Origin of the sequence: Aminobacter sp. MDW-2, assembly GCF_014250155.1 — a bacterium.
Lineage (GTDB): Bacteria > Pseudomonadota > Alphaproteobacteria > Rhizobiales > Rhizobiaceae > Aminobacter > Aminobacter ciceronei.
Genome location: NZ_CP060197.1, coordinates 2,914,948 through 2,935,371 on the forward strand (window position 1 = coordinate 2,914,948; position 20,424 = coordinate 2,935,371).

Consider the following 20,424-nt stretch of genomic DNA (forward strand, 5'->3'; position numbering starts at 1 on the left):
CGGCGGGCGAGAACCATCGAGGCAAGGCGAGGGTCCGCGGCCCCAATATTCAGCCTTCGACGGCCTTGGGAAACACCTTCCAGCGCTTCGGCCTGAACGCCACGCGGCTCTTCTGTGCCGCAGGGTGCCCGACCGGCAGCTCGATCTCGATGCGCTCGCGGCTGCCGCCGATTTCGAGTTCGACTCGTCGGGTGCCGGCGACGCGGCGGCTGGCTGCCACCGTGCCGGCGATGCAGCCATTGCACTCGTCCAGCAGCTCGATGTCGTGCGGGCGGAAATAGAGGATGGCCTCGCCATCGGCGAGCTCGGGCGTCGCCAGCCCGATCGGGCGGTCCGAAATCCACACCTGGCCGTCCTCGACCTTGACCGGCAGCGAACTCGACTCGCCGATGAAGCCGTAGACGAAGGGCGAGTTCGGCGTGTCGTAGACCTCGTCGGCGGTGCCGATCTGCTCGATGCGGCCCTGGCTCATCACCACAACGCGGTCGGCGAGTTCGAGCGCCTCTTCCTGGTCGTGGGTGACGAAGATGGTGGTGTGGCCGGTGGCGTCGTGGATCTCGCGCAGCCAGCGCCGAAGTTCGCGCCGGACCTGGGCGTCGAGCGCGCCGAACGGCTCGTCGAGCAACAGCACCTTGGGCTCGATCGCCATGGCGCGGGCAAGGGCGACGCGCTGGCGCTGGCCGCCCGAAAGCTGAGCCGGGTAGCGCTTTTCCAACCCGCCGAGCTGCACCAGATCGAGCAGTTCCGAGGCGCGGCGGCGGATCTCCGCTCTGGTCGGGCGTTTGGCCGAGGGTCTGACCTTAAGGCCGAAGCCGATATTGTCGGCCACCGTCATGTGGCGGAACAGGGCGTAGTGCTGGAACACGAAGCCGACATTGCGCTCCTGGATCGTTCGGTTCGAGGCGTCCTCGTCGCCGAAGAAGATTGTGCCGCGCGTCGGCCGCTCGAGGCCGGCGATGAGGCGCAGAAGCGTGGTCTTGCCCGAACCGGAGGGGCCAAGCAGCGCAATCAGCTCACCCGACCTGATGTCGAGCGAAACGTCGCGCAACGCCGGAAACCGGTCGAATTCCTTGCGCACATTTGAAACGCGAACTTCCATCGATCGACCTCTGTCAGTGTCCGCGCGTGGCGGCGATCTCGGCGCCATAGCGGAGCTCGAGAAGGGTTTTGAGCACAAGCGTTACAAGCGCGAGGCCGGCGAGCACGGACGCCACGGCAAAGGCGCCGACGGCATTGTATTCGTTGTAAAGGATCTCGACATGCAGCGGCATGGTGTTGGTCAGGCCCCTGATGTGGCCCGAGACCACCGACACAGCGCCGAACTCGCCCATGGCGCGGGCGTTGCACAGCAAGACACCATAGAGCAGGCCCCATTTGATGTTGGGCAGCGTCACATGCCAGAAGGTCTGCCAGCCATTGGCGCCGAGCGAGAGGGCTGCCTCCTCGTCGCCGGTGCCTTGTTCCTGCATCAGCGGGATCAATTCGCGGGCAACGAAGGGGAAGGTGACAAAGACAGTCGCCAGCACGATGCCCGGCACGGCAAACAGGATGACGATGCCGTGCAGCTTGAGCCAGGGCCCGAGCAGGCTCGATGCGCCGAACAACAGCACATAGACCAGGCCCGAAATGACAGGCGAGACCGAGAAGGGCAGGTCGATCAGCGTGATCAGGAAAGCCTTGCCCTTGAACTCGAACTTGGCGATCGCCCAGGCGGCGGCGACGCCAAACACCAGGTTGAGCGGCACCGAAATGACGGCAACCAGAAGTGTCAGCTTGATCGCGGCAATCGTGTCATGCTCGTTGATGGCGCCGAGGAAGGCGCCGATGCCGCGTGAAAACGCCTGCTCGAACACCACCACCAGCGGCAGAAGCAGGAAGATGGCGAGGAAGCCGAAGGCGAGCAGCATCAAGGCCGCGCGCGCCAGCGGGCGTTCGGTGACGGCAAGCGAGGCGTGCTCGTGATGGATGTCGGCGGGGTAAAGCTCTGGATCAGCCATAACGCTTGCGGGTCCACGACTGGATGAGGTTGATGACGAGCAGCATCGCAAACGACAGCGCCAGCATGATCGTGGCGATCGCTGTGGCAGCCGCGTAGTCGTATTCCTCGAGCCGGATGACGATCAGAAGCGGCGCGATTTCCGAGATATAGGGCAGGTTGCCGGCGATGAAGATGACCGAGCCATATTCGCCGACGCCGCGCGCGAAGGCGAGCGCGAAGCCTGTCACGACAGCGGGCGCCAGCCCCGGAAACAGCACCAGGAAGATGGTCTGGAAGCGGTTGGCACCCAGGGTGGCGGCGGCTTCCTCAACCTCCTTGTCGATCTCCTCGATGATCGGCTGCACCGTGCGCACGACGAAGGGCAAGCCAATGAAGACGAGTGCGATGACGATGCCGAGTGGGGTGTAGGCGACCTTGATGCCGAGCGGCGCCAACAGCGCGCCCATCCAGCCCTTGGGTGAATACAGCGTCGTCAGCGCGATACCCGCCACTGCGGTCGGCAGCGCAAAGGGCAGGTCGACCATCGCGTCGATGACGCGGCGGCCGGGAAAGCGATAGCGCACCAGCACCCACGCGACGATGGTGCCGAACACCACGTTGATGCTTGCTGCAATGAAGGCCGTGCCGAAGCTGATCTCCAGCGCCTTGACGGTGCGGCGGTCAGTGGCGATGGCCCAGAAATCGCTCCAGCCCAGCGATGCCGAACGCCAGACGAGTCCCGAGAGCGGGATGAGGATGATGAGCGTGAGGTAGGCAAGCGAGAAGCCGAGCGTCAATCCGAAACCCGGAATGACGCTCGGCTGTCTGAACCGCCACCCCGCCTTGGCGGGTGCTGTGGTCATATCGTCCTGGTCTTACCTTGGCTTACTGGGCCGGCTTGTAGATCTGGTCGAATATACCACCATCTCCGAAGTGATAGGGCTGTGCTTTCTGCCATCCGCCGAAAATCGGGTCATCGATAGAAACCAGTTTCAGCTCGTGCTGCTTCTGCAGATCGGCCGCAGGCACCAGCTCGGGCTTGGACGGACGGTAGTGATGCTTGGCGGCGATGATCTGGCCTTCTGCCGAATAGAGGTAATTGAGATAAGCCTCAGTGACCTTTCGGGTCCCCTTGGCGTCGACATTGGCGTCGACCACGGCGACCGGCGGCTCGGCCAGGATCGACTGCGGCGGGAAGACGATGTCGAACTTGTCGGCGCCGAATTCGTCTAGGGCGAGATAGGCCTCGTTTTCCCAGGCGAGCAGCACGTCGCCCTGCTCACGCTCGGCAAAAGTCACCGTCGAGCCACGGGCACCGGTGTCGAGGATCGGCACATGGGCGTAGAGGTTGCCGACGAATTCCTTGATCTTGGCTTCGTCGCCATCAAACTGGCCGTTGGCCCAGGCCCAGGCTGCGAGATAGTTCCAGCGTGCGCCACCCGATGTCTTCGGGTTCGGGGTGATCACCTGGACGCCGTCCTTGATCAGGTCGCCCCAGTCGTTGATGCCCTTGGGATTGCCCTTGCGCACCAGGAAGATGATGGTCGAGGTGTAAGGCGAGGCATTGTTGGGCAGCTTCGAGCGCCAGTCGGGGTTGATCTTCTTTGACTTCTCGACGATGGCGTTGATGTCGCTTTCGAGCGCCAGCGTCACCACATCGGCGTCGAGGCCGTCGATCACAGCGCGGGCCTGTTTGCCTGAGCCGCCATGCGACTGCTGGATCGTCACCGTCTCGCCGCTCTCCGCCTTCCAATGCTTGGCGAAGGCCTCGTTGTACTCCTTGTAGAGCTCGCGGGTCGGGTCGTAGGAGACGTTGAGGAGCGTTGTGTCGGCATGGGCAAGGCCCAGGCCGCCGAGTTGAACTGCGCCGGCCAGCATGGCCGAGAGCAGAATGGTTCTGCGTGAAGTCGTCATTTCCGCCTCCGTTCGAATATGGTTCTATTCTATCGAACTGGTAGAAATTAGCTGCGGCGAATGTTCCGAATTTCACGCCGCATGGGCAAATTTTCGTGCGACCTGCCGACGTGTCGGATATTTTTTTGCTCGCTTAAGAAGTCCTGCGTCGCCGGGGCGATCGGAACGTTCGACACGAACGATCAGAGGTAGGGGAGTTCAGGAGGGAGGCAAGGGCGGTCAGGCCCTGGTGATTTGCCGCGACCAATACCGTTCAACCTCGATCCATTGCGTCGCGGCGAGCGGGCCCAGACACTGCTTCAGTTGATCCGGAGATGTGGTCTTGTGAAGGGAGGGGTTTTGCAGGTCTTCCAGAAGCCCGATCGTCGTGGCTTCCCATACCAGCTCGTCGCCATCGGCGAGCCAACGCTCGACGACTGCGAACATTTGCTGAAGTTCGATGACCTTGCCGTCCTCCAGCTTGCCGATCACATGTCGGGCAAGGTCTCCCAAGGCCAGGTAAAGCGGCAGTTCGATCTGGTCGCGCCATTTGTCTGTAAACGCGTCCCAGACCGGCTGGAATGTCGGATCGACTTCCAGAAGCACGTCGAACATGTCCTGCCGCGAGATCATTTCATCTGCTCCACGAAGACCCTGACGCTCGCCGCCCGGCCTGCGGCGCGCCGATGACAGCCATGGAAGCCGGTGCGGCAGGGCTCCGGCCTTCCTACTCCGCGATCTTCGCATAAGCGAGGCTGAAGCCTGCGAGCGAGGCCGGAATCTCTCGCCTCTTGCCGTCCGAGAAAGTTGCTGTGACGAAAAGCTTTGAGCCCCGCTTCATCGTGGCGATCAGGTCGCTGCCGAGTGGCTGCGTCGTGTAGACGCCGTCGGCGTCGCTGACCTGGAACGGCACGCGGAAGCTCTGGCCGCCATCGACGCGAATTTCAGCACCCGGTTGGAGCAGGGTCCCATGCGGCAGGCTGAGCTTGATCAGCGCGTTGTCGTTGCCGATCGTCTTCGGCGGCACGATCTCGACCCGCAGCAGGCGGCGGCTGGTGTCGGCGAGGGTCAGCGCCTGCGACATGACGCAAGCCATCCTGACGCCCGCGGCGTCCGGCTTGCACGAAACGTCCCATGCTGCCTTGGGCTCGGTCACGATCTCGGCCTTCGGCTTGACGTCCTCGGCCTTGCCGGCCGGAGCCGAGGCCGACGGCGCAGGTGCCGCTGTCGCTGGCGTCTCCGCAACCGACCCCGCCTTTTCCTGTGCTGCCGCCGGCAGCATGGCGCACAGGCCGAGCGAAGCCAAGGTGAGTGTGCGCCAGTGCATGCGAGACAAAGCTACCAGCCGACGCGCACGCCGAGACGTCCGCCGACGGACTGGTTGCCGAAGCCGTAGCCGATGCCGCCGTTCAGCGACCAGCGGTCGTCGAGGCGGGCGCTGCCGAACATGGCGGCGGCGCTGGCGCCGTCGAAATTGCCGTAGTTGAAGTTCAGCGCGTAGTTCTCGTCGGAAGCCAGCCCACCGCCGCCCATGGCAAGTGCCATGGCAACGCCTTCCTTGTTGGTCTGGTTTTCTTCCTGCAGGTTGCCGATGGTCTGTTCCAGCGAGCCGATGCGGGCCGTGTTTGAGGCGATGTTGGCGGTGTTGGTGGCGATGTCGGCGGTGTTGATCGCGGTCTGCGGGTCCAGACCCGCACCGGGCAGGATCGGCGTGCAATCGGTGTCGGCCACCGCGCAGAGGCGAAGCAAGGTCTGGCCCGCGGTTCGGTCAACGATCGAAAAATGCGACCTGCCGCCCGACGCCGAATCGTTGATCTCGATCGCCCAGTCATTCGCCGGAAAGCCGGCCGAGGTGCTGGTGTCGTTGAAGAAGATACGGGTGTTGTTTTCCTTCAGGATGATGGTGTCGAAACCGAAGTTCTCGTTGTTGACGCAATCGAACCCGACGCAGGTGCTGCCCTGGACGATGAGATCGTCCGCAATCACCTGATCCGCATTTGCGTGGATCTGCGACGCCATAAACGCCGCGGCCGCGCCGAATGCGACCTTCAGCACTTTTGCCCTACCCATGGTTCCCCAACCCTGAAACTTAACAGGTGGTTTATGCTGGCAGGCTAATGGACGAGTCAACAACCGAACGGGTGATCAACTTGCTCGGTTGTGGGTTGTGACAATTTGCACACAAACAAAAAAGTCGGCGCCTACTCCACGAACACCCTGACACTCGCCGCGCGGCCTGCCGCGTCGATGACGGTCAGCGTCGAGTAGCCGGTGCCGTCGGGCTGCCAGGTCGCCTCGCGGCGGCGGGCGAGGGCGGCAAGCGGCTTGCCGTTGGCGAGCCAGCGGAATGGCGCGCGGCCGCCCTGCAACTTGAGCACCAGCGGCGAGGCGGCTGACGTCGCGGCACCCAGTTCGACGCGGGCGCCGTCGGGCGGAAAGACGATCTGCGGCGCCGGTTCGGTAATGACGGCTGCGACGACCGGCAGTTCGGTGGCGGTCGAGAAACGCTCCAGCGTCACCGGCAGGTCGGCGCGTGCGGTGCGCAGGGTGCCGGCCGGCGGACGTGGCAAAGGCATCGATGGCAGGCTGGAACGGGCAAAGCCCTCGAACAGGATGGGGGCGGCCGAGACGTAGCCCGACAGTCCGGGCACCGCACCAGCGTCGGGACGGCCGGCCCAAACGCCGAGAACGTAGCGACCGTCGTAGCCGATCGACCAGGCGTCACGGTAGCCGTAGGAGGTGCCGGTCTTGTAGGCGATTGTGCGTTTCGCGGCGCCCTCGGGCGGCTTGACGCCTGCAAGGATGTCGGCGATCTGCCAGGTGGCCTGCTCCTCCAGGATGGTGCCATTGGCAAGCGGGGCAGGGACGGCCGCCTCCGCTCCGTCGCGCAACATCTTGGCGCGGCCGCCATTGGCGAGCCCGGTGTAGAGCTGGACGAGGTCGCGGAGCGTCACACCGACGCCGCCGAGGCCGATGGCGAGGCCGGGCACCTCATTCGGCGGCAGTTGCGGGGTGACACCGGCCTGGCGGAAGCGCGCCGTCAGCCGCTGTGGCCCGACCGCGTCGAGCAGCCGTATCGCCGGCACATTGAGCGACAGTTGCAGTGCCTGGCGCACCGACACGTCACCCTGGTAGCTCATGTCGAAATTCTTGGGCCGGTAGCCGCCGAAATCGGCCGGCCGGTCCTCGATCATCGTCTCCTGAGCCACCAGCCCCTGTTCGAAAGCAAGGCCGTAGATGAAGGGCTTCAGCGTCGAGCCGGGCGAGCGCACGGTGCGCGTCATGTCGATCCAGCCAGAGCGCGAGGCGTCGAAGAAGTTGGCCGAGCCGACCTCGCCGAGGATTTCGCCCGTCATCGCGTCGGCCAGAACCATGGCGACCGAGATTTTCGGGCCGAGCCGGGTCGCGGCCTCGCGCGCCACGACCTCCAGCCCCTGCTGCACGTCTCTGCGCAAGGTCAGGCGATGACTGATGAGGCCTGGCTGGCTGCGAAGTGCCGTGTCCGAGGCGTGCGGCGCAAGCTGCGGCAAGGCAAGCCGGGTGGCGGCGACTGCCTCCAAGGATGCCCGCGCCGCCTCGGTCTCGCCGAGCACGCCTGCCAACACCATGCGGTCGAGCACGCGATCGCGCGCGGCTCGGGCATTTGCGGGGTTGCGGTCGGGCCGGCGGCGCTCGGGCAATTGTGGCAGGGCGACAAGAAGGGCTGCTTCGGAAACTGTCAGCCGCTTCGGCACCTTGCCGAAATAGGCGAGCGCCGCCGCACGCACGCCTTCGAGATTGCCGCCATAAGGCGCCAGCGTCAGGTAGCGCTCGAGGATTTCTTCCTTGGGCAGCCGCCGCTCGATCTGGACGGCGCGGGCCAGTTGCTTGAGCTTGGAACTGAGGCTGCGGCTTTCGCGCGGCTCGATCAGGCGTGCCAGCTGCATCGACAGCGTCGAACCACCGGAGACAATGCGGCCGTTGCTCAGGAACTGCCACGCGGCGCGCCCGAGCGCTAGCACGTCTATGCCCTCATGGTCCCAGAAGCGCTTGTCCTCATAGGCGACAAGCATCTTCAGCAACTGCGGGTCGACCTGGTCGAGGTCCGTGCCAAGCCTCCAGTGACCCGACGGTGTCGCATAGGCGCGTAGCAGTTGCCCGTCGCGGTCGAGCACTTCGGCCGAGACAGTCAGTTTTTCGGGCAAGGGCGGCGGAAAGGTGCGGTCGAGCGCGAACAGGCCGCCAAAGGCGAGGGCGGCCAGGCTGGCAGCGCCTATTGCCGAGAGAGCGATCCTGCGCGTGGTCCTTGCGGAGAGCATGGCTCTGCCCCTCACCCTTACCCTCTCGCCGTGAACAACGGGGAGAGGGGGGCGTCGACGTCGCGACCGTCTTCCTTCTCCCCGTCATGACGGGGAGCCGGTGTCGGCAGGCGGATGTGGGGCGGTCCCTCCGCAGAAGTCGCTGCTGGGCTGAAAGCAGGCATGCTATTCTGCCTTCACCTCCATCATGCCGGTCGCCGTTCGTGCCGAATATTGCGGCCGGTACATGTCCTCGACATTGGCCGCCGGATGGGCATAGGTGCCGGGCGTCACGGCGCGCACGACATAGGCCAGCGTGAATTCCTGGTCCGAGCCTTCGCCGCTGTTCATGGCGGCGACGAAGCGATCGTTGCGGAATTCGAGATGGGCGGCTTCCGTCTGTTCCAGCCAGGAGAAGTTCGACAGGTTGGCGCTGTTGACCAGCCCCGGATTGTCGATCTCGAAGCCTGCCGGCAGCATGTCGGCCACCACCACGCGCGAGGGCCAGTCGTTGAGCTCGTTGATCTTGAGCACGACGACGAAGCGCTCGTTCTGCTTGACCTCGGTGACGTTGGCCTCGCTGCCGTCGAGCCGGTAGTAGGTGCGCTCGATGGTGAAGCCGTCGCCGCCGGCGGGCAGCGGCTGGGCTGGTGCGGCGACCGTCGTCACCACGGCCTGCAATGCGTCCTTGCCGGTGTTGGCGATGACGATCGGGTTGGTCAGAAGCTCGGCCCCGTCGACGCGCTCGGAATAGGCGCCGTTATGGGCCGTGCCGTTGACGTCGATCGAGATCGCCTCGTTGCCGGCTTTCAGCGCGCGTGCCGCAAGCAGCATCCAGGCATCATCCTGGGTGCTGGTCCAGCGTGCCGCGGCACGATCCGCCGCCACCATCTGGACCAGTGCCGGCACCACCGAAGGCAACGGCTTGCTTTCGGCGGCCAACGCCAGCATGGCGGCGCCGTCGCGCAGGCGTGAGCCATAGTCGGAGCGGTACCAGTCGTGTTCGGTGGTCGTCCTGGCGATCTGCAGCGCAGCGCCAAACAGGCTTTCCGAACGCTGGGCATCGCCGTAGAGCGCGAGGCTCGCGCCGAGCTGGGCCACTGCCATCGCGCTGGAGAAGGCCTCCAGCTTGGTGTCGGCGAAGTAGCGCAAATCGCCGACCGAGGCTTTCTTGTTTCGCGCCAGCACATAGAGCGCATAGGCGATCTCGGAGCCGCGGTCCTCGACGTCGACGTCATAGCCGATCGCGTTCTGCAGGTTGTTGAGCGCCTGCATCATCGCCTGCTGCGGCACGTCGAAATTCTTCTCGCGTGCCCGGGTCAGGAAGTCGGTGACATAGGCGTCGAGCCACAGATCGCCCGAACCCGGCCCCCACAGGCCGAAGCTGCCCGACGAGGACTGGTAGTTGAGCACGCGGTAGACCGCGCCCTGGATGCGCTCGCGCAGCTCGGGGTCTTCGGCCATGCCGTTTTCGGCGCTGAGCTCGCTGACATAGAGCAGGGGCAGCGCCCGGCTCGTCGTCTGCTCGGCGCAACCATAGGGGTAGCGGTCGAGCGTCATCAAAAGCGACGGTACGTCGAAGGCAGAGGCCAGAGACACACCGACGCTGACATGGGCGTCGTCGAGCAGGCTCGCGGCCAGCAGTTCCTTGTCGACGCGCAGTGAGGTGGCGGGCTTGAGGTCGACGACCATACGAGTGGTCACCGGCAGCTGGCCCGGGCGCACCGGCAGCGACAGCTCCTGCTCGACCTCGAGGCCGTCGCCATTGGCAAGCTTGACGGTCAGCCCGGCGGTGCCGGCGGTAACAGGCATCAGCGGGATCCTGATCGTCTGGCGCTTGCCTGGTTCGAGCGTCAGCTTCTCGGGCAGGGCGGCGTCGCCGGTCGCAAGATCACCAGTCGTTGCGACCGACAGGCTGTAATCGCCCGCCGGCGCGTCGGTGTTGGCGATGTCGAGCGTCATTTCGGCGAAGTCGCCCGGTGCCATGAAGCGTGGCATGCCCGCCGTCAGCACGATCGGATCGCGCACGATGACGTCGCCGGTGGCGTGGCCGACAGCAGTTCTGGTCCAGGCCACGCTCATCACGCGCACCGTGCCGTTGAACTGCGGAATGTCGAAATCGACCGTCGTCTTGCCGTCGGCGTCGAGCTCGACGATACCTGAGAAGAAGGCGACGAGCTTTTCCTTGGGGGGGCTACCTTGCGAGGTCAGTGCCGCACCGTCGCCGCCGGTGCGCAGCTTGCCCATGGCACCTAGCGAGCCGTCGATCAGGCGGCCATAGAGGTCACGCAGTTCAAGCCCCAGCATGCGCTGGCCGAAGTACCAGCCTTCCGGGTCCGGCGCCTTGTAGTTGGTCAGGTTGAGGATGCCGACATCGACGGCCGCGACCGTGACATAGGCCTTTTCGCCTGCTGCGGCGCCGGTCACCGAAACCGGGATCGACAGCGCCTTGCGCGGTTCGGTCTTCTCGGGCAGCGCAAGTGTAACGTTGAGTTTCTTGTCGGCAGGATCAACCGCCAGCCACTTCAGGCCGATGGCACGGGCCGGCATGCGCGATTCCTGCGCGTCGCCGGGCCGGTAGAGCGTTGCGGTCACATAGGCGCCTGCGCCCCAGTCCTCGCCGACAGGGATGTCGACGGTACCGCCTTCCGCCGGGATCGAGGCGGTCACGGTCTTGAGCAGCTTTTCGGCGCCGATGGTCACCAGGAGCTCGCCGGCAAAGCGTGGCGAAACCTGCAGCTTGGCGACTTCACCAGCCACATACTTTTCTTTGTGGAGTGCGACCTCGAGGCCGTCGGGCGTCTCGGTCGAGGTCGCCGAGACATACCAGCCGGCGTCGAACTCATAGCTTGTCGCCGGGCCGGCCGGATCGGCCGTCTCGACTTCGAGGCGGTAGCGGCCCCAGTCTACGGGCAGCGAAACGGTTGCTTCGGCGCCAGCGGTGAGATCGACCTGGCCTGATGCCACCGACTTGGTGAAGGTCACCGGCTCGTAATTCCACGAATTGCCGGAGCGGTACCACTGGTAGTTCCGCTCGACCTTGACCAGCGACCACTGCGCGCCCTTGAGCTCGGTGCGCTTGCCGCCGGGTTCGGCGGCGATCAGGCTGAACTTGGCGGTGCCACCCTGCGGCACTTCCTCGCCTGAGAAGTCGGGCCGGATGCCGATCATCGTTGCCTGCGGACGGATGCCGATGTCGAGCTTTTCCTCGACGGCGCGTCCGCCCGTCTCGCGCATGCGCACGCTGAGTGCTGCATTGATCAGGCGCGTCGTCGACGGCAGTTGGTCGACGGAGATGGGGAAGGTCGCTTTGCCGTCATCGCCGACGACAGGCAGGTCGGCCAGCGGAATACGTGTAGCTTCGCCTTCCTGCTCGTCGGCGAGGCCGAAATAGTAGCCCTTGAAGCTGTCCCACTGGCGCTTGGTCGACAGTGTCAGCTCGCCTTCGAGTGCCAGGCCCGCAGCGGGCGCGCCATAGAGGAAGCGGCCGTCGACGGTGGCTTCGGCGGTTTCGCCAGCGGCGATCTCGATACGGTCGGAAGTTAGAGTGAACTCGATGCGGTCGGGTACGAAATCCTCGACCAGGAACATCTGGCTCGACACCGCCGGCTGCTTCGGGTCGGTGTAGATGGCAAGCGTCCAGGTGCCGCGCATGGCGGCTGACGACAGCGGCAGGTCGACGCTGTGGCCGCCTGAATTGCCGCCCTGGCTGACGACGCGCCGGTCCTCGACGCCGTCGGGGCGGGTGAAGATGAAGGTCAGCGGCAGGTTGTCGACGCCCTTGGCAGCATCATCGCGGGCAAGGGCTGCCGCGTGAACGGTTTCGCCGACGCGGTAGATTCCGCGCTCGGTCCAGGCGTAGACGTCCAGTGCACCAGGAGCAGCGCGGCCGGTGACGCCACGGTCGGACAGGTCGAAGCCGGCGCGGGTCATGTCGAGGAAGACGAAATCGGCGTCGCCTTGCCTCGCCATCAGCACAGCCGGCGCCAGGCCGCCATTGCCGCGGGTCAGGCCCGGATTGAAGGTGGCGCGGCCCTCGGCGTCGGTCTTGCCGGTGCCGAGGATTTCGTTATTGCGGGCAAGCAGCGTCAGTTCCGCGTCGGCGATAGGCTTGGCCGAGGCGAGCGAGCGGGCGAAGACGTTGAGCCCGTCCTGGCCGGTATAGGTCGAAAGCCCGATGTCGGAGACAACGAACCACTGCGTCGCCTTGGTCGCCCAGGTGTCGCTCTTGTCGTCGACAGGCTGGGCGGTCAGCACATAGACGCCGGGTTTGCGGTTGGGCAGTGCCTCGTCGACTGGGAAGGAGGTCGTCACTTCCTTGTTGAGCTCGTTTGTGATCGCCAGCTGGCCTTCCCACACCGGCTCACCCATCTGGTCGGCGATCGAGGACAGGTCATAGCCGTCGAGCTGGCGCAGGAACTGATAGCCGGAAAGCAACTGCGCCAGCGAGCGGTCGCCGATGCGGTAGAGCTTCATGTCGGCAGCTTCCATGTTGACTGTCACGACGGGGATGCCCCGGCGGGCGGTCGACGGCAAAACGAAGCTGTCGCCGGTGAAGCGGGCAGACTGGCCGCGATCCTGGACATAGACAGAGAGCACGACGGGTGCTTCCAGCACCTCGCCGAGCGCTGCCGGCAGGCCGGAGCGGAAGGTCACGCGGTAGTGCTGGCCGTGCTGCAGACCCTCGACGCAGATCTGCTGGTCCTTGGCCTCGACGCTCTTCGGCGCCTGGTCGTCTATCGTGACGAAGGGGGCGTAGTCGACGCCCGTCTTGACCAGCGCCTCGGAAAACTGAGCGCAGACGCGCGGCGAGGTCGTGTCGGCGTCGATGGTGTGCTCGACGACGCGGAAGCCTTTTCGTGCCTTGAGGTCTTCATATTCGGCGCGGATGGAGGCCGAATTGTCGAGTGCGAGACTCGCTTCATAAGCCTGCAGCGAGGGTCGGAACATGTCGCGCTTGTCGAGGCCGCGCGCCAAAAACGCCAGTGTCTCGGCACGGTTGGTCGCGGAGCGCGACAAAAGATAGGCGTTGTAGGCGGTCGAGGTCGTGTCGCGCTGCAGCGACGCGGTCTCTTCGCCGTTGATCGGCGACACCATCGGCGTGGCGCGGGCGAGGCGCGTCCAGATCGCGGCGTCGTCGGGCAGGATGATCGCTGCAGCGCGGAACTTCTGCATGGCCGTGCGGCCGTCGCCGCCCAGGAGCGCCTGCTCGCCGGCATCGATCAGCGCGGCGAGGCCGAGCGCCGGATCGACGGTCGCATTGGTGGTCAGCGCACTGCGATACTGGCGCGCCTCGTCCACCATCGACGCCGGGAAGAACGTAAGTTCGGCCGGCGCGCCGATGTCAGGCTCGCCACTGACCGGCACGACCTTGCCGGCAACCGCGCCGGTGAACGACTTGATCGTGGCGAAGTCGGATTTCAGGAAGCACCATTTCGCCTTGGTGTTGTAGGTGAAAGCGCGGCAGGACTGGTCGCCCATGCACGAGGTCTGGCACTGGTCGAGGCTGACATTCTGCTCAGAGCGCAGGTCGAAACCGAAATAGTCGGAGTTGTCGGTCGTCACGACGCGCCGGGCTTCGACCGCAGCAGCCTCGAATGTGTTGGCCAGCCCGAATGCCATGGCCAAAACGAGAAGAACGAATACCGGAAAAGCCCGCAGCGCACGCATCGCCAATTCCCTCCACCACCCTGATCGTCGCTCTAGACGACATGTTAAGCTTGCCACAGTCCAGTCAATACTGCAGCCACGCAGGCACCGCCTGCTACGTTAATACTTGTCTTGGACGCCGTGCATGGTATTGCCCGCCCATGCGGTTCGCTCCGATGACAACACCCGAATCCCTGGCCCGGCTGTCGTTCATTTGCCCAATGAATTCTGACATATCGAATGTGGCTGCTTTACGAAATGCCAGAAACTTCATTCCAATTTTAGGATTGGAGGTTACGGTGCCTTGATGTTTGTGCGGCGTTTGCGTGGATTCGACAGACCAACGATCGCCCGTGCGCTTCCGCGCGCGGCGGTTGCAATGCTGTTGTCTTCAGGCATCCTGGCCGTGGAGACCCAGCGCGCCTCAGCTTTTGAAATCTTGGGAATCAAGCTGTGGGGCTCGTCGAAGGAAGACGACGCCGACGTTGTCGACCCGCTCGACTATGCCGTTACCTTCGAAGTCGACACCACTGACGATGACCTGAAGGAAGCGATCGAGAACGCCTCGCTGCTGAAGGGCGAGGAGGATCGGCCGGTCTCCGGCTCGCTCGGCCTGCTCGCCAAGGCGCGCAACGACCGCGAGCGCCTTGTCGCCGCACTGTTCTCCAAGGCGCACTATGATGGCGTCGTCACCATTTCCATTGCCGGCAAGAATCTCGACGACCTCGCTCCTGACGCCGTCTTCGACGGGCCACAGCCCGTCCCGGTCAGCATTACGGTCCAGCCCGGCTCGATGTTCACGCTCGGCGATATTGTGCTCAAGGGCGATGCCGCCAACATCAGGGGCGCCGATTTCGGCCTGATCGCGGGCGGCAATGCCGCCTCCGACGCCATCCTGAAGGCCGAGGCCGGCATCGTGCGCGCGCTGAAGGAAGAGGGCAGGCCGCTCGCCAAGGTGACCAGCCGGACCATCGTCGCGGATCACGCTACCACCACGCTCGACGTCACCCTCGACGTTGCCGCAGGCCCGATCGCCGGTTACGGCGCAACGACGGTCGAAGGCACCGAGGCGGTCGATCGCGACTTCACCGTTTACATGACGGGGCTGGAACCCGGCCGGAAATACTCGCCCAAGGAAATCGAGGAGGCACGCAACCGCCTCCTGGCGCTCGAAGTGTTCAGCTCGGTGTCGATCAATGAGGCGCTGGCGCTCGATCCGACCGGCAACATCCCGATGGACGTCCGCGTCAGCGAGCGCAAGATGCGTTACTTCGGGGCCGGCGCCACCTATTCCAACACCGAAGGTGCGGGGCTCGAAGGCTACTGGGGCCACCGCAACCTGTTCGGCCGTGCCGAAAAGCTGCGCATCAGCGGTTCGATCGGCCGCATCAGCGACACCACCGAACTCGGCAAGCTCAACTACAATGCCGGCATCATGTTCGAGAAGCCTGGCGTCATCGGGCCTGCCTCGAAGTTCTTCGCCAACCTCAAGGCGTCCTATGAGCACCCCGATGCCTATGACATCTTCTCGGTCAAGGGCAATGCTGGCGTCTCCTACGAGCTGACCAGGCAGCAGACCGTCTCGGCCTCGCTCGCTGTCGACTATTCCGACATCGAGGACGCACTCAATCCGGATGGCAAGCGCTACCTGCTGGTCTCGACACCGCTGCAATATGCCTTCGACAATCGCGACGACAAGCTCAACCCGACACGCGGTTTCCGCGCGCTCGCCTATGTCGAGCCGACCTATGACGCGCTGAACGGCAACGCCTTCGTCAAGCTGAAGGGCGAGGGCTCGGCCTATTACGGCCTTGGCGACCAGAACCGGTTCGTTCTCGCCGGCCGCGTCGCCATGGGTTCGATCCTCGGCGCTGGCCTCGACGACGTGCCGGCCGACCGGCGCTTCTATTCCGGCGGCGGCGGCTCGGTGCGCGGCAACGCCTACCAGGGCATCGGCCCGGAGATCAACGGCAAGCCGACGGGCGGCCTGTCCTATGCCGAGACCTCGGTCGAGATCCGCTACAATTACAACGACAAGATCGGCATCGTGCCGTTCATCGACGCCGGCACGGTTTCCGCCAGGCAGTTCCCCGATTTCGGAACCGTCAAGGTCGGCGCCGGCATCGGCGTCCGCTATCTCACGCCATTCGGCCCGCTGCGTGTCGACGTCGCCGTGCCGCTCAATCCGGGGCCGGGCGACCCCAGCTATGGCTTCTACGCCGGCGTCGGCCAGGCGTTCTGACCGCGATGGTTATGCTGAAGAAAATCCTGCGCATCCTCCGCATCGCGGTTCTTGTCGTGCTGGCCTTCGTCATTGGCGCCACCGCCGTCTTCACGCTGACCTCGAAGGGCCGCGAAAACCTCGCTGGGTTGATCTCCAGCGTCGCCTCGACGCCCGACCAAAAGATCAGGCTGAGCGGACTAAACGGCATCTGGTCGGGCAATCTCCGGCTCGACAACGTGGTCATCGAAGACGCCCAGGGCGCATGGCTCGCTCTGCGCGGCGTCTCTGTGGACTGGTCGCCGCTGGCGCTTCTGTCGCGCACCTTCCGCGCCGGCAGGATCGCCGCCGACCGCATCGAGCTTGCCCGCCTGCCGCAGGGCGGCACGAAGAAGGATAGCAGCGGTGGCGGCCTGTCGTTGCCGGTTTCCGTCGACATCAAGGCGATCGAGTTGCCCGAGATCGCGCTCGGCGAAGCGCTGGCTGGAACCGGCATCGCCGAGCTTGCCGCCAAGGGCATGCTGCGCGCCGACCGTTCGCCGCTGGGCATCGAGACCAAGCTCAACGTTTCGCGCAGCGACGGGAAGCAGGGCGTCGTCGACGCCGACATCGCCTTTGCGCCCGCCGACAACCGCATCGCGCTCAACATCCGCGCCTCTGAGCCTGCTGGCGGCATCATCGCCAATATCCTAAAGCTGCCCAACCAGCCGGCGGTCGAACTCGTCGTTGCGGGTGAGGGGCCTGCTGCCAACTGGAGCGGCAACGGCACCTTCGCCGTCGATGGCAAGGTCGTCACCCGGATTTCCGGCACCCATCAGCTGACCGACAACGGCAACGTCATCTCGGCCAAGGGCGACGGCGCCTTCGAGGATTTCCTGCCCGCAGCGCTCAAGCCGCTGCTCGCCGGCAACACCACTTTCGACGTCGCCGGCACGCGCACGACGACGGGCGGCCTCGACATCGAACGCGCCACCGTCGCCAGCAGCGCGCTGACGGCCACAGCAGCCGGTTCGCTCGATCCGGAAGGTGCCGCTGACCTGTCGCTCGACGTCAAGGCCAATGAGGGGCCGATCGTGCTCAGCCTCGGCAGCGATGCCCAGCCGGTCACCGTTGCCATCAACGCCGCCAGCCTGCGCGCCTTCGGCGACGGCAAGGAGCCGGGGGTCGATTTCAGCGCCTCGTTGCTGTCGGTCATCGCCGGCAATACCGAGCTGCGCGACATCGCCGCCGCCGCCCATTCCGAAGGCTTCGACATTGCCAACCGCAGCGGCCCGCTGTCGATCAAGCTCGGCGTCGCCGAACTCAAGACCGATGTCGCCACGCTTGCACCATTGGTCGCCGGCCGTGTCGCGGTCGACATGGCGGGCTCCATCAGCAAGGATCAGGTCGCCGTCGACGAAGGCACGATCCGCAGCGACACGCTCAACGGCGCGCTGAACGCCAAGCTCAACCTGGCTGACCTGTCGCTCGAACTCGGCGTCAGGGCCGACGTAGCTTCCAGCGCGCTGCCGGCAGGCGTCCGTATTGCGCTCGCCGAGCGCACGCAGTTTTCGGCCACCGCGAGCCGCGATGCCGAAGGCAGCTTCGCCGCCAACGCCATCGAATTCACCTCGGGCGCGCTCACCGCCAGCGGCACGGCCCGCATGAAAGGCACCGATGTCGATGCCGACCTCAAGGGTTCCTTCGCCGACATCTCGCTTCTGTCCAAGGATGCCAAGGGTGCGGTGGATTTCGCCCTGACCGCCAAGGGCGCGCGCACCGCCCCCGACATCTCACTGACCGTCACCAGCGACCGCATCGAAGCGGCGGCGCGCGAAATCACCGGGCTCAGCCTGAAGGCAACAGGCAAGGTCGACCCGGCCAACCCGGCCGCCAATGTGGCACTTTCGGGCAACGTCGCCGGTCAACCGCTCCAGGGCAGTGCCGTGCTCGCCACATCAGACGGCAAGCGCGAGATCAAGGGCCTGTCGCTGTCGCTGGGCGAGAACAAGCTGTCGGGCGACCTGGTCCTCGACCAGGATTTCGCGCCGCTCGGCACGGTCACCATCAAAATGCCCGATATCGGCCCACTTGCAGCACTTGCGCTCGAAAAGGCCGAAGGCGATCTGCGCGGCAAGATCGACTTCACGCGTTCAGGCGATGTCCCGCAGGCGCGCCTTGAACTGGGCACCGCTTCGCTCAAGCGTGGCGATCTCGCCGCCAATGGCGTTTCCATCAACGCCGACATCCTCAACTACCTCAAGGCGCCGGCGATCTCTGGTACGATCAAGGCCAAGTCGGTGACCTCGGGCAAGACGGTCATTTCCGGCATCGATGTCGACCTCAAGCGTGATGGCGAATGGACCGGCTTCTCCGGTGGTGCCACCGTTGCCGACATTCCGGCCAAGGCCGCCGGTCGCGTCAAGCTCGCTGGCGGCACCACCACCATCGAGCTCGCCTCGGGCGAAGCCGTCATGCGTGGCATCAAGGCCGCCATCGCGCGGCCGACGACGGTTTCGATATCAGGCGGTACGACGAGCCTCGACAAGCTTGCGCTCAATCTCGGCGGCGGCACGGCGACTGTCTCCGGCACGGCGGGCTCGGCGCTCAACCTCAACGCCACGCTGGCCAATGTGCCGGCTTCGCTTGCCAATTCCTTCGCGCCTGGTCTTGGTGCCGCCGGTTCGATCTCGGGTACGGTCAAGGTCTCGGGCGCTGCCGCCAATCCGACAGTCGGCTACGACCTCAAGGTCGCGGGTGCCGCGACCGCACAGACAACGGGGGCCGGCTTCGGCGCCATGAACATCGGCTCGACCGGCACTTTCGCCGGTGGCAAGCTCACCTTCCAGTCGACGATCAGCGAAGGGTCGGGCCTCGCGATCAAGGGGGGCGGCAGTGTCGTCACCACTGCCAAGCCGGTGGCGCTCGACCTCAATTTCCAGGGGCCCGTGCCATTCCAGTTCCTTGGCCGCACGCTGGCCGCCCAGGGCATGGCGCTGAACGGTTCCGCCGACGTCAACGTCCAGGTGCGCGGCCCCGCCACGTCACCTGTCATCGGCGGCAGCATCCGCGCTTCCGGTGCGCGGCTTCTGATTGCTCAGTCGGGCATCGCCATCAACGACATCAATCTCGACATCGGCATTGCCGCCGGCGTTGCCCGTATCAACCGCCTGACCGGCGCGCTGTCGACGGGCGGCCAGCTCACCGCGAGCGGTACTGTCGGCACCAATGCGGCGCAGGGGTTCCCGGCCGACATCTCCATCAAGCTGACCGACGGTCGCTACACCGACGGCCGCGTCGTCACCGCCAATCTTGGCGGCGACATCGCGATCAAAGGACCGCTGGTTTCGGCGCCGGTGCTGTCGGGCACAATCAATCTGGCACGCACCGTCATCAGCATTCCGGAAAAGTTCCCCGGCGCGCTGACCGCCGTCGACGTCAAGCACAAGAACGCGCCCAAGGCGGTCGTCGCCCAGCAGGACGCGATGCGTCCGCCGGCGAAGGCCAGCGGAGGCAGCGGCGCGCTGATGCTCGACGTCACCGTCAACGCGCCCAACCAGATCTTCGTCCAGGGCCGTGGTCTTGACGCCGAGCTCGGTGGCTCGCTGCGCCTGTCGGGCTCGTCGGCATCGCCGCAGGCGGTGGGTGAGTTCACGCTGCGCCGTGGCCGCCTGTCCATTCTGGGCAAGCGACTCAACTTCACCCAGGGTTCGGTCGGTTTTTCGGGCTCGCTCGTGCCGACGATCAACTTCGCCGCCGAGACGACAGCCGGCGACGCCACCGTCACCATCGGCATCTCGGGCGAGGCCAACAATCCGAAATTCGCCTTCTCCTCGGTTCCGGCTTTGCCGGAGGACGAAGTGCTGGCGCGGCTGATCTTCGGCCGTTCGATGTCCAATCTGTCGCCGCTGCAGATCGCCCAGCTTGCCGACGCCGCTGCCCAAATGGCCGGCATCGGTGGTTCGACGTCGCTGCTGTCGAGCCTGCGTGCGACGCTCGGCGTCGACGACCTCGACATCAAGACCAACGAGCAAGGTGATACTTCGGTTGCCGTCGGCAAGTATCTGAACGACCGTACCTATCTGTCGATCGAGGCCGGCGACCAGCCTGGCTCGGGCAAGGCGACGATCGACCTGAATGTCGGCCGCGGCGTCAAGCTGCGCGGCCAGGCGACGGACTCCGGCGAGGCCAAGGGCGGCATCTTCTACGAGAAGGAATACTGAGCGGGCTGCCGCTCGGGTAACCCCTGCACTGACATATCAGGCGATGTGTCGTGGCACTGCCGGCGATTGTCGGAACCCGGGCATATTAGCTTGGGGCGAAGATTCCGACGAATCCGCAACGCATTACCATTTTTGCGCCAACTCTGTCGCTATCACGCGAACTGCTCTCCGTTCAAAATTGCAGACTTACCTATGGGAACGATG

11 protein-coding genes are annotated in these 20,424 nt (G+C 65.1%); 2 read left to right on the forward strand and 9 right to left on the reverse strand.

Translation table 11 applies throughout. The features are described from left to right. Nucleotides 1-49: 49 nt before the first annotated feature. The 9 genes from H5P29_RS14280 to H5P29_RS14320 all read right to left on the reverse strand — a co-directional run bounded on the left by H5P29_RS14280 (nucleotide 50) and on the right by H5P29_RS14320 (nucleotide 13,770). On the reverse strand, nucleotides 50-1,099 hold the full coding sequence (locus H5P29_RS14280; protein WP_154386337.1) for a sulfate/molybdate ABC transporter ATP-binding protein: 1,050 nt from the start codon (nucleotides 1,097-1,099) through the stop codon (nucleotides 50-52). 13 nt (nucleotides 1,100-1,112) lie between these two features. Further along, nucleotides 1,113-1,997: a sulfate ABC transporter permease subunit CysW gene (cysW, locus tag H5P29_RS14285; RefSeq protein WP_067960211.1), complete on the reverse strand. Its 885-nt coding sequence runs from the start codon at nucleotides 1,995-1,997 to the stop codon at nucleotides 1,113-1,115. Next, nucleotides 1,990-2,841 carry a sulfate ABC transporter permease subunit CysT gene (cysT, locus tag H5P29_RS14290; protein ID WP_067960215.1) on the reverse strand — a complete coding sequence of 284 codons (852 nt, stop codon included), beginning with the start codon at nucleotides 2,839-2,841 and terminating at the stop codon, nucleotides 1,990-1,992. Before cysT ends, cysW begins: the two co-directional genes overlap by 8 nt. Nucleotides 2,842-2,863: 22 nt before the next feature. Further along, nucleotides 2,864-3,892, reverse strand: coding sequence for a sulfate ABC transporter substrate-binding protein (locus H5P29_RS14295; protein ID WP_067960220.1), 1,029 nt, complete (start codon nucleotides 3,890-3,892; stop codon nucleotides 2,864-2,866). Between the two features lie 219 nt (nucleotides 3,893-4,111). Next, complete coding sequence (locus tag H5P29_RS14300) at nucleotides 4,112-4,504, reverse strand: hypothetical protein (RefSeq protein WP_154386336.1); 393 nt, start codon at nucleotides 4,502-4,504, stop codon at nucleotides 4,112-4,114. A 94-nt stretch (nucleotides 4,505-4,598) separates the two neighbouring features. Continuing rightward, on the reverse strand, nucleotides 4,599-5,198 hold the full coding sequence (locus H5P29_RS14305) for an invasion associated locus B family protein (RefSeq protein WP_154386335.1): 600 nt from the start codon (nucleotides 5,196-5,198) through the stop codon (nucleotides 4,599-4,601). A gap of 11 nt (nucleotides 5,199-5,209) precedes the next feature. After that, nucleotides 5,210-5,941, reverse strand: coding sequence for a YadA C-terminal domain-containing protein (locus H5P29_RS14310; RefSeq protein ID WP_154386334.1), 732 nt, complete (start codon nucleotides 5,939-5,941; stop codon nucleotides 5,210-5,212). A gap of 131 nt (nucleotides 5,942-6,072) precedes the next feature. Further along, the gene (gene pbpC, locus H5P29_RS14315; protein WP_154386333.1) at nucleotides 6,073-8,169 is read right to left on the reverse strand and encodes a penicillin-binding protein 1C; all 2,097 of its coding nucleotides are present in this window, start codon (nucleotides 8,167-8,169) and stop codon (nucleotides 6,073-6,075) included. A 165-nt stretch (nucleotides 8,170-8,334) separates the two neighbouring features. Further along, complete coding sequence (locus H5P29_RS14320) at nucleotides 8,335-13,770, reverse strand: alpha-2-macroglobulin family protein (RefSeq protein ID WP_371818655.1); 5,436 nt, start codon at nucleotides 13,768-13,770, stop codon at nucleotides 8,335-8,337. Between the two features lie 334 nt (nucleotides 13,771-14,104). Here H5P29_RS14320 and H5P29_RS14325 point away from each other — a divergent pair, with 334 nt between their 5' ends. After that, on the forward strand, nucleotides 14,105-16,039 hold the full coding sequence (locus H5P29_RS14325) for an autotransporter assembly complex family protein (protein ID WP_154386331.1): 1,935 nt from the start codon (nucleotides 14,105-14,107) through the stop codon (nucleotides 16,037-16,039). An 11-nt stretch (nucleotides 16,040-16,050) separates the two neighbouring features. After that, nucleotides 16,051-20,220, forward strand: a complete 4,170-nt coding sequence (locus H5P29_RS14330; protein ID WP_348640624.1) for a translocation/assembly module TamB domain-containing protein — start codon at nucleotides 16,051-16,053, stop codon at nucleotides 20,218-20,220. The last annotated feature ends 204 nt before the right edge of the window (nucleotides 20,221-20,424 follow it).